Origin of the sequence: Acetivibrio sp. MSJd-27 (assembly GCF_018918095.1) — a bacterium.
Taxonomy (GTDB): Bacteria; Bacillota; Clostridia; order UMGS1840; family HGM11507; genus HGM11507.
This window is the reverse complement of the sequence record NZ_JAHLPV010000009.1, coordinates 39799-57937: the sequence shown is the minus strand read 5'-3', so window position 1 is coordinate 57937 and position 18139 is coordinate 39799. Positions and strand designations below refer to the sequence as shown.

23 protein-coding genes are annotated in these 18139 nt (G+C 43.0%); 19 read left to right on the top strand and 4 right to left on the bottom strand.

Annotated elements, in window-relative coordinates; all coding sequences use genetic code 11:
- Positions 1-34: 34 nt before the first annotated feature.
- On the top strand, positions 35-805 hold the full coding sequence (srtB, locus tag KQI32_RS05120; protein WP_015573060.1) for a class B sortase: 771 nt from the start codon (positions 35-37) through the stop codon (positions 803-805).
- 40 nt (positions 806-845) lie between these two features.
- Positions 846-2555 (top strand): CHAP domain-containing protein, encoded by a 1710-nt coding sequence (locus tag KQI32_RS05115; protein ID WP_015573059.1) that lies wholly within the window; start codon positions 846-848, stop codon positions 2553-2555.
- Positions 2556-2613: 58 nt separating this feature from the next.
- Here the strand turns inward: KQI32_RS05115 and KQI32_RS05110 are convergent, their stop codons facing one another.
- Both KQI32_RS05110 and KQI32_RS05105 read right to left on the bottom strand, forming a co-directional pair.
- Complete coding sequence (locus tag KQI32_RS05110) at positions 2614-2835, bottom strand: hypothetical protein (protein WP_015573058.1); 222 nt, start codon at positions 2833-2835, stop codon at positions 2614-2616.
- Positions 2822-3154: a hypothetical protein gene (locus KQI32_RS05105; RefSeq protein WP_015573057.1), complete on the bottom strand. Its 333-nt coding sequence runs from the start codon at positions 3152-3154 to the stop codon at positions 2822-2824. The genes KQI32_RS05110 and KQI32_RS05105 overlap by 14 nt, the downstream gene beginning before the upstream one ends.
- Positions 3155-3581: 427 nt before the next feature.
- On the opposite strand from KQI32_RS05105, the gene tet(O/32/O) reads away from it, so the two are divergent.
- The 5 genes from tet(O/32/O) to KQI32_RS05080 all read left to right on the top strand — a co-directional run bounded on the left by tet(O/32/O) (position 3582) and on the right by KQI32_RS05080 (position 8975).
- A complete protein-coding gene (gene tet(O/32/O) / locus KQI32_RS05100) occupies positions 3582-5501 on the top strand; it encodes a tetracycline resistance ribosomal protection mosaic protein Tet(O/32/O) (RefSeq protein ID WP_024721683.1) in 1920 nt (639 codons plus the stop codon).
- Between the two features lie 50 nt (positions 5502-5551).
- Positions 5552-6772 (top strand): tetracycline efflux MFS transporter Tet(40), encoded by a 1221-nt coding sequence (tet(40), locus tag KQI32_RS05095; RefSeq protein WP_216424208.1) that lies wholly within the window; start codon positions 5552-5554, stop codon positions 6770-6772.
- Between the two features lie 599 nt (positions 6773-7371).
- Complete coding sequence (locus KQI32_RS05090) at positions 7372-7881, top strand: sigma-70 family RNA polymerase sigma factor (RefSeq protein WP_105116765.1); 510 nt, start codon at positions 7372-7374, stop codon at positions 7879-7881.
- Between the two features lie 94 nt (positions 7882-7975).
- Positions 7976-8401 carry a sigma-70 family RNA polymerase sigma factor gene (locus tag KQI32_RS05085; protein WP_000323895.1) on the top strand — a complete coding sequence of 142 codons (426 nt, stop codon included), beginning with the start codon at positions 7976-7978 and terminating at the stop codon, positions 8399-8401.
- 103 nt (positions 8402-8504) lie between these two features.
- The gene (locus tag KQI32_RS05080; protein WP_024721679.1) at positions 8505-8975 is read left to right on the top strand and encodes a GIY-YIG nuclease family protein; all 471 of its coding nucleotides are present in this window, start codon (positions 8505-8507) and stop codon (positions 8973-8975) included.
- Between the two features lie 41 nt (positions 8976-9016).
- On the opposite strand, the gene KQI32_RS05075 is transcribed toward KQI32_RS05080, so the two are convergent.
- Together KQI32_RS05075 and KQI32_RS05070 are read right to left on the bottom strand one after the other, a co-directional pair.
- Positions 9017-9550, bottom strand: coding sequence for an ImmA/IrrE family metallo-endopeptidase (locus KQI32_RS05075; protein WP_024721678.1), 534 nt, complete (start codon positions 9548-9550; stop codon positions 9017-9019).
- A gap of 100 nt (positions 9551-9650) precedes the next feature.
- Positions 9651-10061 carry a helix-turn-helix domain-containing protein gene (locus KQI32_RS05070; RefSeq protein ID WP_015573052.1) on the bottom strand — a complete coding sequence of 137 codons (411 nt, stop codon included), beginning with the start codon at positions 10059-10061 and terminating at the stop codon, positions 9651-9653.
- Positions 10062-10211: 150 nt separating this feature from the next.
- On the opposite strand from KQI32_RS05070, the gene KQI32_RS05065 reads away from it, so the two are divergent.
- The 12 genes from KQI32_RS05065 (at position 10212) to KQI32_RS05010 (ending at position 17392) form a co-directional block, all read left to right on the top strand.
- Positions 10212-11447, top strand: a complete 1236-nt coding sequence (locus tag KQI32_RS05065) for a DNA polymerase IV (RefSeq protein ID WP_015573051.1) — start codon at positions 10212-10214, stop codon at positions 11445-11447.
- A gap of 12 nt (positions 11448-11459) precedes the next feature.
- Positions 11460-11759, top strand: coding sequence for a hypothetical protein (locus KQI32_RS05060; RefSeq protein WP_024721677.1), 300 nt, complete (start codon positions 11460-11462; stop codon positions 11757-11759).
- A gap of 2 nt (positions 11760-11761) precedes the next feature.
- Positions 11762-12013, top strand: a complete 252-nt coding sequence (locus KQI32_RS05055; RefSeq protein WP_003525178.1) for a hypothetical protein — start codon at positions 11762-11764, stop codon at positions 12011-12013.
- A gap of 19 nt (positions 12014-12032) precedes the next feature.
- Positions 12033-12764, top strand: a complete 732-nt coding sequence (locus tag KQI32_RS05050) for an ImmA/IrrE family metallo-endopeptidase (RefSeq protein WP_024721676.1) — start codon at positions 12033-12035, stop codon at positions 12762-12764.
- Positions 12761-12958 carry a hypothetical protein gene (locus KQI32_RS05045; RefSeq protein WP_074124429.1) on the top strand — a complete coding sequence of 66 codons (198 nt, stop codon included), beginning with the start codon at positions 12761-12763 and terminating at the stop codon, positions 12956-12958. Before KQI32_RS05050 ends, KQI32_RS05045 begins: the two co-directional genes overlap by 4 nt.
- A gap of 244 nt (positions 12959-13202) precedes the next feature.
- Positions 13203-13742, top strand: a complete 540-nt coding sequence (locus KQI32_RS05040) for a sigma-70 family RNA polymerase sigma factor (protein ID WP_015573050.1) — start codon at positions 13203-13205, stop codon at positions 13740-13742.
- 61 nt (positions 13743-13803) lie between these two features.
- On the top strand, positions 13804-14421 hold the full coding sequence (locus tag KQI32_RS05035; RefSeq protein WP_015573049.1) for a type II toxin-antitoxin system PemK/MazF family toxin: 618 nt from the start codon (positions 13804-13806) through the stop codon (positions 14419-14421).
- Positions 14414-14674 carry a helix-turn-helix domain-containing protein gene (locus tag KQI32_RS05030; protein ID WP_015573048.1) on the top strand — a complete coding sequence of 87 codons (261 nt, stop codon included), beginning with the start codon at positions 14414-14416 and terminating at the stop codon, positions 14672-14674. The genes KQI32_RS05035 and KQI32_RS05030 overlap by 8 nt, the downstream gene beginning before the upstream one ends.
- A gap of 118 nt (positions 14675-14792) precedes the next feature.
- A complete protein-coding gene (locus KQI32_RS05025) occupies positions 14793-15032 on the top strand; it encodes a helix-turn-helix domain-containing protein (RefSeq protein ID WP_051409475.1) in 240 nt (79 codons plus the stop codon).
- Positions 15019-15720 carry a helix-turn-helix domain-containing protein gene (locus KQI32_RS05020; protein WP_015573046.1) on the top strand — a complete coding sequence of 234 codons (702 nt, stop codon included), beginning with the start codon at positions 15019-15021 and terminating at the stop codon, positions 15718-15720. The genes KQI32_RS05025 and KQI32_RS05020 overlap by 14 nt, the downstream gene beginning before the upstream one ends.
- Positions 15710-15916, top strand: coding sequence for a helix-turn-helix domain-containing protein (locus tag KQI32_RS05015; protein WP_015573045.1), 207 nt, complete (start codon positions 15710-15712; stop codon positions 15914-15916). The genes KQI32_RS05020 and KQI32_RS05015 overlap by 11 nt, the downstream gene beginning before the upstream one ends.
- 12 nt (positions 15917-15928) lie before the next feature.
- Positions 15929-17392 carry a site-specific integrase gene (locus KQI32_RS05010; RefSeq protein ID WP_015573044.1) on the top strand — a complete coding sequence of 488 codons (1464 nt, stop codon included), beginning with the start codon at positions 15929-15931 and terminating at the stop codon, positions 17390-17392.
- Positions 17393-18139: the final 747 nt, after the last annotated feature.

The following is an 18139-nucleotide window of genomic DNA, read 5'->3' as shown; positions in this document are numbered from 1 at the left end:
TTGCCCTATTCTGTAAATGAGAAAGGAAACACCTATGAAAAACAAAATCTATATTGCCATAATCTGTGCTTTCAGCATTGTATTTGCCGTCAGTTCAGGTTTTCTCATCAAGCACTATTGCGACTCTGCAAAGCAGGCTGAGATGTACGACAATCTGATTGAGGTTGTGGAGACCGAGCCTGAAGAAACCACAGAGCTGATGAACTACTCCGAAGAAAAGACCTTTATCCCGGAGTATCAGGAGCTTTATCTGCAAAATAACGATATGGTCGGCTGGATTAAGGTTGAGGACACAAAAATCAATTATCCCGTTATGCAGTCAAAGGACAACCCGAACTTCTATCTGAAGCACGGCTTTGATAAGGCATACACCGACTACGGCTGTCCTTATGTTCAGGAAAACTGCGATATGGAACTGCCAAGCGACAATATCATTATCTACGGTCATCATATGAACGACGGCTCTATGTTCGCCGGTCTTATGAAATTCAAGGACAAGAGCTTTTGGGAAAAGCACAAAACAGTATCCTTTGATACGCTGACCGATAGACAGACCTATGAAGTAATTGCCGTGTTCAAAACCGTAGTATATACGGATAGTCCCGACAGCTTCAAATATTATCAGTTCGTCAATGCGGACACCGCCGAGGATTTCACTGCCTATGTTGAGAAGTGCAAGAAACTGTCGCTTTACGAAACCGGCATAACCGCCGAATACGGCGACAAGCTCCTGACCCTTTCCACCTGTGAGTATTCCCGGACAAACGGCAGACTTGTTGTAGTGGCGAAGCTAATAAACGAATAATACAACAGGTAGTTCAGCCTGCATAGGAAGGAGGGATTGTATGGCTGATATTAAAACGAAAGACAATGCAAAAGGTACGATACGAACAATAGATAAGGCTGCCGTCGCAACCCAACGAATGAAGCAGGCGTATATCGCAACAAAAGAAAAGGCGGAGCGGTCGGTAAATGCCAACAGCAGTTCTGCCGAGGAATACGCTTCCGATAAACTGGAAAGCGGTATTGACGAGGTGTTTCACGATGGTGCCTATGCGTTTGACAAGGCGGGACGAAAGGGACTTGAAACCACAAAAGAGAATATCCGCACCGCAAAGGACGGTATTCAGCGTTTCAAGCAGCAGCGAGCCGAGCAGTCTTTGAGAAAACAGGCTTCGCAAAACACAAGCTCTGCGATTAAGACTGTCGATAAGGCGGAAAAGACCATAAAGCAGTCTGCCACTTCCTCCGGAAAGAAAACCATTAAGTTTGCCGGAAAAGAAGCAACAAAGACCGCACAGAAATCGGTTAAGACGGCTGAGCAGACTGCAAAGACTGCGATAAAAACCAGTCAGCAAGCGGCAAAAGCGGCACAGAAAACAGCTCAGGCGACAGTTAAGGCTTCGCAGAAAGCGGCACAGGCGGCAAAAGCCACAGCCAAAGCAACAGCCGCTACGATTAAAGCCGCAGCCAAAGCCACCATTGCCGCAGTAAAAGCAATCATAGCGGCGGTAAAAGGTCTTATTGCCGCTATCGCTGCCGGCGGTTGGGTTGCGGTGGTAGTAATTATTGTGCTATGTCTTGTAGCCTTGATTGCAGGTTCTGTGTTCGGTATCTTCTTTTCGGGAGAGGATTCCGGCACGGGAATGTCAATGCAGACAGTCGTTCAGGAAATCAATCAGGAATATGATGACCGATTGGAACAGGAAAAGAACTCTGTAAGCTATGATGTGCTTGAAATGAGCGGAAGCAGAGCTGTTTGGAAAGATGTTCTTGCGGTCTATTCTGTTAAAGTGAATACCGACCCCGACAATCCGATGGAGGTTGCTACGGTTGATGAAACCAAGAAGCAGCTACTGTCGGATATTTTTTGGGAAATGAACGATATTTCTTCCCGAACGGAAACGAAAACCCATACCGAAATCGAAGAAAGCGACGACGGACACGGCAACATCGTACAGACCGAAACCACAGTAACAGAAACTTTCCTGTATATCACGGTATCGCACAAGACCGTTGATGAAATGGCGGCTATGTACGGATTTAATCAGGAGCAGAAAGAGTATCTTGCCGAGCTGCTAAAGGACGAAAACAATCAACTATGGTCTCAGGTGCTTTACGGTATCGGATACAGCGACGACCAAATCGTAACGGTTGCCTTGTCACAGGTGGGTAATGTAGGCGGTCAGCCTTACTGGTCTTGGTACGGATTTGACTCCCGTGTAGAATGGTGTGCCTGCTTCGTCTCTTGGTGTGCTAACGAGTGCGGATATATCGACGCCGGTATTATTCCAAAGTATGCCGGCTGTGTAAACGGTGTACAATGGTTCAGAGACCGAGGACAGTGGGCAGACGGTTCGTATGAGCCTTCGCCCGGTACAATCATTTTCTTTGACTGGGAGGGCGACGGTGTGACAGACCACACCGGTATTGTTCAGAAATGCGAAAACGGTACAGTCTATACCGTTGAGGGCAACTCAGGCGACACTTGCAGAACCAAAACATACCCTGTCGGAAGCTCTGTTATCTACGGATACGGTATTCCGGCATATTAAAAAGATGGCTGCTCGTTTGAGTAGCCATCAAGTACATTATGAGAAATCAGGTATTTACTCAAGAACAAATATAACCTTCTGAAGCCTTTGTCCCAACAAGAGAAATATGCGGATATATACCATTGACAACATCTTCATAGAATTTACGACCGATTCTTGCAGATGTAACTCTATTTGTGAAAAAGTCTCTAAAGTGGTATGTGCCGGGTAATAATGAAGGAACAACAGCAACAATAAAAGCGTTATATTCATTTTGTTCCATTTTGTTAAGTTTTATCATCAGTGTTCACCTCCTTGTTGATAAGCCTGAATTTGTAAATGGAATTCTGAGTTGTTACTAATAGATTGTTCTTTTTAATATAATAATCATCACGGGAACTAATAATTCCCAAAGAAGTAATTGGTTTAAAATCATCGTCAACAGGATGCCAAACAAAGAATTGTCTGTTTCCATTCTTAAGAATATAGATAACACCGTCTTGACCTATATATCTATTTCTCCAAGATGTAGAATGTGAATTATTATTCTTATCACAAGACTCTATATATGTGACAAAATAGACATCAACAATTTCATCTGCCGTTTTCAAATAATCCATAACATTTTTTCTTTCGCTTGACTTTAGTATCTTTCATATTGCTTGATATTATTGTGTAAAATATCACATACTCTAAATCTGTCAGAACAGTTTTCTATTATGTTCTTTAAATATAGGCTTGACAAATAAAGGGTTAAGGAATATAATTAGATTCAGTATTAGACAAGGAGTTAATAAATATGCGGCAAGGTATTCTTAAATAAACTGTCAATTTGATAGTGGGAACAAAAAGTAGCAGTCCCGTTTCACTTTTAATATGGGGCTTAGTTTTTTGTACCCAGTTTAAGAATACTTTTATCATGTAATTTTATATGCCCGAAAACATATAAGTGTTTTGGGGCTATTGGAGTTATTTACCCAGTGATAGGAGTATTTATCACTGGGTATTTTTATGCCCTTTTTTGGGTGTTGATAGGAGGAAAATCACATGAAAATAATTAACTTAGGCATTCTGGCTCACGTTGACGCAGGAAAGACAACATTAACGGAAAGTTTATTGTATACCAGTGGTGCAATTGCAGAACTAGGGAGCGTAGATGAAGGCACAACAAGGACAGATACAATGAATTTGGAGCGTCAAAGGGGAATCACTATCCAGACAGCAGTGACATCTTTTCAGTGGGAGGATGTAAAAGTCAACATTATAGATACGCCAGGCCATATGGATTTTTTAACCGAAGCATACCGTGCTTTATCTGTCCTTGACGGAGCTGTTTTAGTCATTTCGGCAAAAGACGGCGTACAGGCACAGACGCGTATATTATTCCATGCGCTTCAGAAAATGAACATTCCGACAATTATCTTTATAAATAAGATAGACCAAAATGGAATCGACCTACAGCGTGTTTACCAAAGCATTAAAGACAAACTTACCAGTGATATGATTGTCATGCAGGAGGTTTCCCTGTCGCCCCAAATATCCATGACCGATATTTCTGATTTGGACAAATGGGATATGATTATTTCCGGAAGCGATGAACTATTAGAACGATATGTTGCAGAGGATTCTTTGGATATACAGGAATTACAATATGAAAAGTGCAAAAGAACCAGATGCTGCTCTTTGTTTCCTGTTTATCATGGGAGTGCAAAAGACAATTTAGGAACAGAAAAACTGATTGAAGCGGTTACAGAAACTTTCATTACAGAAACAGACGATATTCAGTCTGAATTATGTGGATATGTTTTTAAGGTTGAGTATACAGAGCGGAAAAAACGGCTTTCTTATTTACGCCTGTATCATGGGACGCTCCATTTACGGGATACCCTGCTGCTGTCAAAAAAGAAAAAAATAAAGATTACAGAAATGTGTATTCCGTCAAATGGTGAAATCGTCCCGGCTGACCATGCCTGTCCGGGAGAAATTGTTATTTTAGCTGATGATACTTTGAAACTGAACGACATTCTGGGAAATGAAAAACTCCTGCCTCACAAAACATGGATTGATAATCCCATGCCATTACTTCGGACAACGGTAGAGCCGCAAAAGCCGGAGCAAAGGGAAGCCCTGTTAAATGCCCTCGCAGAGATTGCTGATACAGACCCTCTTTTGCATTTTGACATTGATACTGTTACACATGAGATTATGTTATCTTTTTTGGGAAAAGTACAGTTAGAAGTTATTTGTTCGCTATTAGAAGAAAAATATCATGTGGGCGTGGCTATGAAAGAGCCTTCGGTTATTTATCTGGAAAGACCGCTTAGAAAAGCAGAATATACCATCCACATAGAAGTCCCGCCAAATCCTTTCTGGGCTTCTGTCGGGTTGTCCATAGAGCCGCTCCCTATTGGAAGCGGAGTGCAGTATGAAAGCAGAGTTTCACTTGGATATTTAAATCAATCGTTCCAAAATGCGGTTATGGAGGGGGTTCTTTATGGCTGCGAGCAGGGGCTGTATGGATGGAAAGTGACAGACTGTAAAATCTGTTTTGAATATGGATTGTATTATAGTCCTGTAAGTACCCCCGCAGACTTTCGGCTGCTTTCCCCTATCGTATTGGAGCAGGCTTTAAAAAAAGCAGGGACAGAACTATTAGAGCCATATCTCCACTTTGAAATTTATGCACCGCAGGAATATCTCTCACGGGCGTATCATGATGCTCCAAGGTATTGTGCAGATATTGTAAGTACTCAGATAAAGAATGACGAGGTCATTCTGAAAGGAGAAATCCCTGCTAGATGTATTCAAGAATACAGGAACGATTTAACTTATTTCACAAATGGGCAGGGAGTCTGCTTGACAGAGTTAAAAGGATACCAGCCAGCTATTGGTAAATTTATTTGCCAACCCCGCCGCCCGAATAGCCGTATAGATAAGGTTCGGCATATGTTCCACAAGTTAGCTTAACAGCTTGCAAAAGTCATATAAAATGAGATTTGAAAGGAGAATGTAACTTCATGTTTGCTAAAAATTCAAAGGCATATTCTGTCTACCTGCTGTTCCGATTTGTCTGTTCCCTGGCGGTTTCTATGTCCACAGTGCTTTCCATCGTGTACCACCTGGAGGTGGTGCAGCTGGATGCTTTCCAGCTTGTCCTGGTAGGGACGGTTCAGGAGACCTCCTGCTTTCTGTTCGAGATGCCCACCGGTGTGGTGGCGGATTTGTATAGCCGTCGGCGCTCGGTGCTGATTGGAATGTTCCTCTACGGCCTGGGCTTTCTGATGGAGGGTGCGCTACCGTGGTTCGCGACGGTTCTGCTGGCCCAGGTTGTCTGGGGTTGCGGTGATACCTTCATCACCGGCGCTCTGGAGGCGTGGATTGCCTCGGAGGAAGAGGACAAACCCATAGACAAGGTGTTCCTGCGGGGCAGTCAAATGGGGCAAATCGGCGGCGTTCTGGGCGTGGTGCTGGGCACACTGCTGGGAAACATAAACCTGCAAATGCCTCTCATCTTGGGGGGCAGTTTGTGCTTGTTGTTGGGGCTGGTGTTGGGTCGCATCATGCCAGAAACCAACTTCTCCCCTGCTATTGAGGAACGGCAGGGCTTGCTTAAAGACTTTGTCTGCCTGTTCAAGCTCAACCTGGGCTTTGTGAAAGGCGCACCTGTGTTGCTGGCGCTCTTAGCAATCACACTATGCGGGGGACTTGCCAGTGAAGGCTTTGACCGGCTCTCCACCGCTCATTTTCTGGATGACACGGTAATACCCGTTATCGGGCCGCTGAACAGCGTCACTTGGTTCGGTGTTATCAGTCTTATCGGCAGCGGCTTAGGTATTCTGGCTTCTCAGTTGCTCATCGCCCGCATGGAGAAAAAAGGGACTGTCAGCCGAACCAGTGTGGTCATGTCCACCAGCGCCGGGTATATCCTGTGCCTGGTTCTCTTCGCGGTGGGGCGGAGCTTTTGGTTCATGTTGTTGGTGTTCCTGCTGGCGGGGCTTATGCGCACCATCAAGGAGCCTGTGCTGGCCGCCTGGATGAACGACCATGTGGATGAGAAAATGCGCGCCACAGTCTTTTCCACCAGCGGACAGCTGGACTCTTTCGGGCAGATCATCGGCGGGCCTATTGTGGGGCTGGTAGCCCAGCAGGTGTCCATACCCTGGGGGCTGGTCTGTACCGCTTTCCTGCTGTTGCCCGCGCTGTTCTTAGTGCCGGTGGCGGGAAAGAAGCGGGATTGATATGGCATAGTTAAGTTTACTGACGAGCGGGAGATTACTTCCGCTCGTCTTCATTTAGTAGCGCAAAATTTGAGGACTCTTTATTTCCTTATTCGGTATAGCGGAGGCGGCTGTCAATTCGACATAATTTTCTTGTGATACTTTACCGTACATGAGCATTTGTTTCGTATTTGAAAGAACAAACTCACCAAATAAAAAAAACGATATTCGGGTGGGTTATTTTGTTATACCCTAAATTACCCTCTGAATTTGTTTTTAAATTTGGAGGGATTTTTTTATGTCCTTTTTTCGGGCAGTTATCTATCTGCTCATACGAAGCAAAATTTATCAATACATAGCATATCAGAGAACGGCAGGAAACCAGTTAAAAAAATTTCTGCCAGTGCAACGGTACTTCTCACCTTGAAAGTAGAAGTACAATCTCCATACAATAGAATTACTATTTCCTATAACCGTAAAGGTCACAGAGCCTTTGCGGTTTTTCTTTTGTCGATTTTTGTTGGAAAGTGCCGTAGGGCTGTTTCTGATATGCGGTGTCGTTCTCCGCCTCTCCATCTGGATTTTTTACATTTCAAAAATTCAGATGGGAGGTATTTATGGTGAAATATGCACCAAGAAAGGTATATATCAGAGAAAGTGGCGGCTATGTGGAATTATCCTACACGGAGTTCTGCCGTTGCAGGGAATCCGACCAGACCTATATGGACAAGCTGTTTATCCCCATTCAAGGCTGTCTGCTTGAAGTCGTGAGGGAGCAATACACAGACTTCTACCGTGACAAGGAACGGTGGCGTTATCTGCAAAAATTAGATACAAAGAATAGACTGCTATCTCTCGACGGATTTACGGACAGCGAGGGGAATCCTCTGGACTTTATCACTGATGAAGCGGTGGACATTGCAGAAACCGTTGTCAATGCGGTCATGGTGGACAGGCTGAAAGCCGCCCTGCCTTTGCTGTCGGATAGTGAACAGGAGCTGATACAGGCAATCTTTTTTGACGGACTTTCCGAGCGTGAAGTCGGGGCGAGGTTGGGCATAACCCAGAGCGTTGTAAACAAACGCAAAGCCAGAATCCTAATAAAACTAAGAAAGATAATAGAAAATTAAAATTTAAGGCGTTCAGCCCCCTTGTTTTTTCCTTTGGGAAGATGAGGGGGCTTTTCTCTGCCCTCTCAATCAATTCTGATTGGAGGAAGTAAGAATGGCATACAACCACGGACGGGAGGACAGGAAATGGCGTATCTGGAAAGAAGCGGAGGAAAAGCTGCTGCGTGAGTGCGGCGTTGATGAAGCGACCATTGAGCAGATACGCATGGCGGACAGGGCAGACTTCAATTCCAACAGGCGGTTTTACCGATGGACGAATGACGTTGCGGAATATCTTGAGGACATGGCAGGCAGGGAGCGGCAGGCGGAAGTGGGTACGGTTGCGGAGTTACTGGAAGAGATTGAGAGCGAAAATCTCTATCAAGTATTAGTCACGGTGGACGGGCGTACCTTGAAAATCGTCCTGCTGAAAATGCAGGGGTATTCCACAAAGGAGATTGCCCCGCTTGTGCATTTGACGACTGGTGCCATCTATGCGAGGTTAGACCATCTGCGGAAGAAGCTGCGGAAAATTTTATAGCTTCTAAAACAGCCTGCCATCCTGCGGGCTACTGGGTGAGGGATGGAAATCCCCTCACTCATTTTTTGCAGGAGGACAACAGGATGGCATACAGGGTTAAGGCATGGGAAGAACCTATGAGTCTATGATGGAGGAACTGGAAGTAATAGAAATTCTTTCTACTGCTTATGATGGTGACGAATTTCCGGGTTATGAGAACATAAGATTGAGTTTTTCACAACTGGAAACGATTATTCGGAATAAACGCAGCGGTTGGCTTGATGCTTTGAGAAATCAAAAAGCAGTTTATCTTATAACTGATACCAGCAACGGAAAAATGTATGTTGGCTCGGCAACTGCTCAGTATGGAATGTTGCTTCAAAGGTGGACTAACTATATAGACAATGGACACGGTGGGAATGTTGAACTTAAACATATTGTTGACACCAAAGGGTTTGATTATATAAAAGCAAATTTTCAGTATTCAGTATTAGAAAACTATAACGCACGAATGGATGATAATTACATACTGAGTCGTGAAAAATGGTGGAAAGATACCCTTTGCACAAGACAATTCGGATATAATAAAAACTGATAAAAATTAGACCGTCAGATCTCATTCGAGACTTGACGGTCTTATATTTTTTTACTGTATTTAAGAAAATCGTTTTGGTGTTCCTGTTTGCGAAGTTGATAGCCTTGTGCAATCAGCGTATCTACTTTCAGAGCAATTAGGTTTATGTCGGAACACATTGCCCGTGCAATCTGCTGAATGTCATAGCCGTTTTCAATGTATTCCAAAATGGTGTCGTCCGGGAGCGAAGCCTGAGAAGCGAAGATATTTGCTTCATACTCCATACGGTTCTCTCTCATATCAAAGATGTTGAACTCTTTGAACCCGCCGACAGCAACCGCTTCTTGCCTGTGGAGAACATCGTGTCCGATTTCGTGCCATAGCACTATCTGTTCCACGACCGGGTGCATACCGTTTTTAAGGAAAACAAAGCGGTTCTTCAGAATGACCTTGTATGCTCCACGCTGCTTTTCAAAATCTCGGTAGATAATATTGATACCAAGCTCTTTTGCGACCTTGTACGGGTCACGAGTACCGCAACGGTCAATGAGCTTGTTGACGATTTTCACAATTTCAGCCGTAGTGTAATACCCCAATCCGGCTCACCTCCCATATTATAGTATATCGGATATTTACCCTATAATAAATTATAAACTATTGTGTGTCCCATATATTGGACTTAGTTCACTGTGAGGATTACTCGTCTTTGCGGTATTTCTTCGGGGTGTATTTTTTATTGTTCTTCTTTGCAATAAGATATGCTTCCTGAATAGCGTCAACCATTTCACGCATATCTTCGTCAGCCATTTCGCCGCCGGCAAACAGACCGGTAACTTCTGCAAGCAACTCCTGAGCCTGTCTTGCCCCTCTGCGTCCGTATTTATCCTCTACATCGGCGATGAAAGCGTCATCCTCAGACAGCAGATAATTCACATTTACATTTAATGCTTCTGCCAGCTTCTTGTATCTTTCCGTTCCTCTCGGACGGGATTTATCATTTTCATAAGAACAAATTACACGTCGGGTTACGCCTATTTTTTCAGCCAATTCATCCTGATTAAGACCGAGTTTAGTCCTCTCTGCTTTGACTTTTTCACCGAATGTCATCTTTGATTTCACTCCTTAAAAGAATATTTACAGTTTAACTTCTCATTTACTCTTGACAAGTACACTTAAACTGCGTATAATAAGAAACAGGAAGTTGAACTACTCATAGTTTACACTAAACTTCCCAAAATGTCAAGGGGGGTTCAAAAAATGTTACGAAGCATACTTCATTGTGATATGAACAACTTCTATGCCAGCGTCGAATGTATGCTCGACCCCGCATTGAAGAAATATCCGATTGCTGTCTGCGGCTCTGTGGAGGAACGACACGGTATCGTGCTTGCAAAGAACTACAAAGCAAAGGCTTTTGATGTGAAAACCGGGGACGCAGTATGGCAGGCTAAACAGAAGTGCAAGGACTTGGTTGTAGTGCCGCCCCATTATGAGGAGTATATCAAATACTCAAAGCTTGCGAGAAGCGTTTATGAGCGATATACCGACCAAGTTGAACCGTATGGTATGGACGAGTGTTGGCTGGATATTAGCGGGACAGAAAGCCTTTTCGGTTCGCCGGAAAAGGTGGCAAATGAAATTCGTGAAACGATGAAGTTTGAACTCGGCTTGACGATTTCTGTGGGTGTTTCCTTTAATAAGATATTTGCGAAGCTCGGCTCGGATATGAAGAAACCGGACGCAGTAACCGTTATACCAAAGGATACATTCAAAGAAAAGATTTGGGGACTTCCTGCCGCTGACCTGCTCGGTGTAGGACGGGCAACCCAGCGAGTGCTTGACAGCTATTGTATTCGTACCATCGGGGATTTAGCGAATAACGACCCTGAGTTCTTACGCAGAAGATTAGGAAAGAACGGAGTAGTTTTATGGAACTATGCCAACGGCAACGACCTTTCCCTTGTTGCCAAGAAAGATTTCGTTTCTCCTATAAAAAGTGTAGGACACGGTATAACAACAGTAGCAGATTTAGAGAAACCGGAGCAGGTGTGGCCCGTGTTTCTCGAATTAACCCAAGACATCGGACACAAGCTCCGTGTTCACGGACTGAGTGCAGAAGGTGTCGCAATACATATTAGAGACAACACGCTCAATACAAGGCAATGGCAGACGAAGATTGCACTTCCTACACAGTCTCCGATGATTATTGCAAAGACCGCTTTTCAGTTGTTTGAAAAAAGATATGGGTGGAATAACCCTATCCGTTCTGTGACAGTACAAGCCATAAATCTTATTCCACAAGACACGCCCCGTCAAATAGATATGTTTATGGACGCCGCAAAGCAGGACAAATTGGAGCGAATGGAAAAGTGTGTTGAAGAAATCAGACGGCGTTTCGGAAAGGACAGCATAAGGAATGGGGTTCTGTGTCAGAACTTGCGGCTACCACCGGAAAAAGCCGAAATCACTATGCCGACAGGTATGGTTGGTTAAGGAGGTCTAAATGTGATTGACGAAAAAGAGGTTACGGCTTATGTTACGATGCCCGACTGCTTTTTGCAGGGGTGCAGCGAAGATATTGTTATCTTTCGTGCGGACGGCGGAAACCATTTTACCGACTACGGTATATATGAGGGAATGTTTCTTTTCTTTGACCGGAAAAAACGCTTTAAGAAAGGAAGGCTTTCCTGTTACATCAATACTGCCGGAGATGACCGACCCAAGTACAGGGTGTCGGATAAGAACATCGACGGATACAAGCACTTGGGAAGATTAGTTTTGACTTTGAGAAATTACGAGGAATAAAAATGGAATCCGAAAGAAGAAAAGTTTATGTTGAAGTAAATGTAACACATAGACCTGATGGAACGGCTCGTCCGAACTTCATCAAGTTTGAGAATGATGAAAAATATGAGATAGACCGTGTAATTCAGAAATGCCGTGCGGCTTCCACCAAAGTCGGAGGAACCGGTATCCGCTACACGGTACAGATTTGCGGCAAGCCCACATTTCTGTTCGACGAAGAAAACGGAAAGTGGTTTGTAGAAGCAAAATCCTAATGGTAGGAGGTTTTGTAACTTGAAACATTTATCGAGATTTGACATCGAAGCGATTGCCGACAAGTATGTTCAGGCATATATGGCACTTCCCGATGTCCGTAACACACAAATATACAGAATTGACCCGGAGCTTCTCTTGGAGAAGGTTCTCGGATTGAATGTCGAATACCAGCACCTATCTTATGACGGTAGTATTCTCGGAATGACCTCATTTACGGAAATGGGTGTTCAGGTATTTGAAGATGATGATAACGAAGCCTTTTTCTTTTTGGATGGAAAAACCGTTCTCGTGGAAAAGGACTTGAACTTTGACAGCAAGCTGAAAGGCAGAAAGAATTTCACCTTAATGCACGAGGGCAGCCATCAGATATTTAAGATGTTGTTCCCGAATGATTACGGTGTGACACAGAAATCTGCCGGAGTACATTATTACAAGGCAAATTCCGAGAGAAATAAGCCTATATCCGATTGGGAGGAATGGCAGGCAAATACGCTTGGAGCTGCTATCCTTCTTCCCGAAAACCTTATAAAGCAGGGAATGTATCTGTTCAGTCTTGGAGAAAAGATTGAGTGTCTGAACAAAATATACTATCCGAGCGTATATAAGAGATTTGATGCACTTGCGGATTTTTTAGGGTGTTCCAAAAAAGCACTTGCTATACGAATGAAACAGCTCGGACTTTTGAAAAAGGAGTATCTTGATAATCCTTTTGATTTGGTTACGGTTTATCCGGAGGTGAGCGAGCTATGAAATCGTTGGAACAAAAGATAATCGTAAGGTGCAAAAACTGTGGCTGGCGTATTTTTGACAAGGTAACAATGACAACAGGCGTGATTGAACTGAAATGTCCGAACTGCCACAGAGTAGTAGAGGTTGACCTATCCCTACGCAAGGGAACAGTCAAGTACAGATTAACAAGAAGTAGTAACAGAGCGAACAATTAAATATCGGACAGATGTACCGAGCCACGAGTCCTTGAGCGAAAGCTCTTGAGTCATCAAATTGCCGGACGCTGAGAATTAAGGGATAGAAATATCCTAATGTTCTTGGTGTCCGGCTTTTTTGTCGCTCCCGAAAGGAGCAAGACCGTGACATATAAGTGGCTGGCGTATATCGCCAAGTATCCGTAATCTCCGAATTTTTGATTTCAACCAAATTCAAAAATTCAAATTTAAGGAGATTACGACAATGACAAAACTTACATTAGAACAACAGGAATTATTATTTGCGAACGACTGCAAGCTCATTAACCTGCGGTATGAATATCACGGCTACACCGGCACGGAGAAATGGGCGATTGTAACAGAACTGGCGGAAGAAGAATTGTGGGTTAAATACCCTGATGTTATCCGTCGGTACACTCCGTTCATTCTGCTTTCTATGGCTCAGGGCGAAGTGATAACGGAGTATCAGAACTACGAAGCAAGAGAGAGAATGAGAAGGCTTCTTTTCGGACACGCATTTGACATCAATGACGGAGAATTTGAAGTGCATCATCCGGAATTGGCAGTCGATACAGACCCAATCGAAGAAATAATGCTGAAAGACAATATTAAGCGACTTCGGGAGGTTTTGTGTTACTTAAGCGAAACACAGAAACGCAGAGTTTTTAAGTATTTCTTCTACAACAAAACACTTGAAAAAATCGCAGATGAAGAAGGAGTCGATTTTACTTCTGTAAGGGAATCGGTAAACAGTGCAATAAAAAAGTTGAGGAAATTTTTCTAAAACACCCCCCAAAAACGCTCTCCCATTTCAAACAAGTGAAGGGGTTAATTCTAATCCGGATATGAATTACCTCAGAATAATCGAAAGCGAGGATTTACATATGAAAGAAAAAGAATTTAAGAATGTCAGATGGGGCGATATTTATTACTGCGACTTGGGGGTTACAAACGGTAGTGTGCAATCGGGAATGAGACCGGTTCTTGTGGTTCAGACAAATCGCTTAAATGAAAGCAGTCCTACGGTCGTTGTAGCCGCTATAACGGCTGTTAAAAAGAAAACGGCAATGAATACTCATATTGAGCTAAACACGGATTGTGGCTTAAAAGAGCCGTCGATGGTAATGCTTGAGCAGCTACGCACCGTGGATAAAGCCACAGAGCTTGATAATTTTGTCGGAAGAATTACCGACGCAGATAAAATCAGCGAAATCAAGCGAGGATTGAAATTTGCAGTCGGTATTCCCGTTAAACCCAAGACAGAGCGTAAAGGCATTGTACTAAGTCTTTGCCCTCGTTGCAGAAGCGAGTTTCAGTCTATCCCTGAAAACATTGTAAAAAGACTTGACCCCTTTCAGGCAGATAAAGAGATGTGCGATAAATGTCAGGTAGGATACGGCTATGACTATATGATTTTCAAAAAGAACCATCATCACGCTAAGGGAGGTGTTGACAATGTTTGAAGATAAGATTGAAGCAATGAACAAACTACCCAACGCTGTTGATGATAGTTCCGGCTTTGAGAAAAGAGTTTATACGGTAGAAGAAATAATGGATATTCTCAGCATTGGAAAGAACACTGCTTATGCTCTCGTCAACTCAGGCGTTTTCCATTTTGTAAAGGTCGGCGGACATTACAGAATTTCCAAGAAGAGCTTTGACCGATGGCTTGATAATATGGACAGCGAAAGCTCCGGTTGTCAATTATGCGATTAAACCAATCGCATAATTAACAAAAACTCCGATTTTCAGTACCATATAGCCAAGTCACTTGGCTATATGGTAGTCAGAGTGGCAAATAAGAAATCGGGGGTAAACGGTAATGCGAAAGAAAATTGAAAAGAGCGATACTCGACTTCCTAATACATTCAGGCAGACTGAACCTGATATACGAGCATACACGGTAGATGATATACAGCACATCTTGAAAGTGAGCAGAACTACCGTCTATGAGCTGCTTAAAAGCAAGAAATTCCATAGCGTTCGTGTCGGAGGTCAATATCGAATATCTAAAAAGAGCTTTGAAAATTGGCTCAATGGCGAGAAAGGAGGTTCTGAAGATGGCATTTGTTAATATGTTCAATGACCGAGTGGAGCAGTTTAATCTCAGAGAGGAAAATGAACGCTTGGCAGAATTGTTCAGCGATGAAAAGCTTCAGGAGGAAGCACAGTGGCAAGCCTATTCTGTCAAGGAAATATCTCGGTTGTTTTCCATTTCCGAAGAAGAAGCACTGAAACTGATGAATTGCGGCTTATTCAAAACATACCGAGTCGGCAACGAATACAGAGCTTCAAAGAAAAGCGTTGAAGAAAATAAGAAAATCGTCAAGGCAGTTCTTACATATCAGGACAAAAAGACAATGTCTGTACCCGACGTAATGAGAATACTCGGTCTTGGAAAGACGGCTACATACCGACTCATCAATCAGTGCCGATTTAAGACCTATTTGGTACTGGGCAAAATGAGAGTTGATGTGGATAGCTTTGAAGATTGGTATGCAGGACAATTCCATTATGAGAAAGTAAACGGCGAAAGACCCGGTAAGAAATACGGCAAAACGCTCTCTCCTCTTACTGTTGCAAAGGTACTCGGCATTCCGAGAAGCACCGCAAATGACCTTATGAACGATGGCATTGTTGAGTTTATATGGGTTGACGGTAAACGCCGAATAAAAAGAGAAAGCTTTGATAAGTGGTACGCTTCGCAAAGTAAATACACTAAAGTTAAGGAAATCGAGGAGGTGGAGGGATATGTCGATTGAGGATAGAGTTCGTGAATTAAACGGCGGTACATATACAAAAAAGAGCTATTCCGTAGAGGAAGTTCAGTCAATCTTGGGTATTACCCGACAGACCGTATATAAGCTCATCAAACAGGGGTGTTTTCAGGCAGTAATGCTCGAAACCGGATACCGCATAATAAAGACCAGCTTTGATAAATGGCTGGATAATGAATAAGGAGGAACGACTATGGCTTCTATTGTAAAGAGAAAGAATCGATATTCCGTCGTTTATACCTACAAAGACGATGACGGAAACCAACATCAAAAATGGGAAACCTTTGATACAAACGCAGACGCTAAAAAGAGAAAAACTCAAATTGAGTTTGAACAGCAAAGCGGTACATTCATCATTCCTAATGCTACGACAGTTGCGGATTTGCTTGAAGAATACTGCTCCGTGTACGGAGTAAATAACTGGGCAATGTCAACCTACCGTTCAAAGAAAGGGCTTATGTATAATTACATCATTCCGCTTATCGGCGATGTGAAACTTGATGAACTGACTCCGAGACTTATGGATAAATTCTATCAAAGCCTTCTGAAAGTTAAGACCAAAGTGGTACAGAATAAAAAGCCTAAAAATGAGTATCTGACCGTACATACCGTAAGAGAAATCCATAAGTTTTTAAGGAGTGCCTTTAATCAGGCGGTAAAATGGGAGTTGATGACAAGAAACCCGGTTCTCAATGCAACGCTCCCGAAAGAGGAACATCAGAAACGAGAAATATGGACAGCAGAAACTCTTATGCACGCTCTTGAAGTGTGCGATGATGATATTCTCGCATTAGCCATCAATTTATCCTTTGCCTGTTCACTCCGTATGGGTGAAATGCTCGGTCTTACTTGGGATTGCATTGATATTTCGGAGGAAAGCCTGAAAGAAAACAACGCTTCCATTTTTGTAGATAAAGAGCTTCAGCGAGTAAACAGAGATGTAATGGAGGTGCTTGATAATAAGGACATTATCCGTGTCTTTCCGAGAACTCTGTCAAATACAAATACCTCCCTTGTTTTGAAAACGCCAAAAACTAAAACAAGTGTGAGAAAAATCTTCTTGCCGTCAACCGTAGCTCAAATGCTGTTAGAGAGAAAAAAGCAGATTGACGAAATGAAAGAGCTTTTCGGTGATGAGTATTTGGATTATGACTTGGTATTCTGCCATTCGTCAGGCAGACCGATGGAAGGTCAGGTAATCAACCGTGCTTTGAAAAAGCTGATACAGGACAACGACTTACCCGATGTGGTATTTCACAGCTTCCGTCACGCAAGTATAACCTACAAGCTGAAATGGAACGGCGGCGATATGAAATCGGTTCAAGGCGACTCAGGACACGCCCGAATGGATATGGTTGCCGATGTTTACAGCCATATAATCGACGAGGACAGGCGATATAACGCACAGAAGTTTGAGGAACAGTTCTACAACGCTAAAGGTCTCAAAAATGCGGAAGAAGGTAAAACTGCTCCAATGCCCAAGTTTGAAACTTCGGTTGAACTCCTTGACCCAATGGCAGAGGTTCAAAAAGAGAGCGAAGTTGAAAAAGAAAAGCCTGCTGAGAACAGTACAGATGAAAACGCCGCCTTGCTCACAAAACTGTTATCAAATCCGGAAACAGCAGCATTATTAAAGGCTTTAGCGAAAACAATTTAGTCATACAAAAAAGGCAATCCGTCAGGGTTGCCTTTTGTAATTCCTGAAAAATCTTGAAATCAAGAAGAAAAACCATTATAATATTTGAACACAGATTATTGATTTGCATAAGAGAATGCGTAAACTTCAAATGCGTTTCCTGTGATTTATGGGCTACAGATTAACTCAATGATGTTTCCCATATTTCTTTGCATTTGCTAATACCCTGCTAAAAGGAAGGCAAAAAACCACGAAAAATTAGCAGGTTTTGGACGAGAATTTACTAACAGTGAAATCCCAGAAAAGCCAGTAAAATCAAGGATTTTCGGGGATTTGTAGGGAGTCAAAAATGCCCCTCGGGGGCTTCTCCTAAGGGCTAGTTATCAGTTCGATTCTGGTCGGGGGTGCCAACAAAACCTTGAAAGCATACCACTTTCAAGGTTTTTTGATTCTGCTGAATCATCAGGTTGTCTGGAAGCATGCTCTATTCTTAGAACGGCATGATCATCTATTCGCCCTTTGTTTGTATGGATGTTAAGTATAAAATTTTTATCAGAGCGTCATCGGAAACGAAGCCGCTCTTTGTTTTTATTACTTTTCGGAGTAGAGGTTACATCAAATTTTTCTATCAGGCTGAATTGCTGTTAAATCAACCAGATTGATATTGTTCGCCCAATATGTTATAATACAAGCACTAAAGGTTTCTGAGGATATTTTAACGATAAAGAAAATGAGTGAAATATGAGGTCGGATTTCGATTTTATGCAA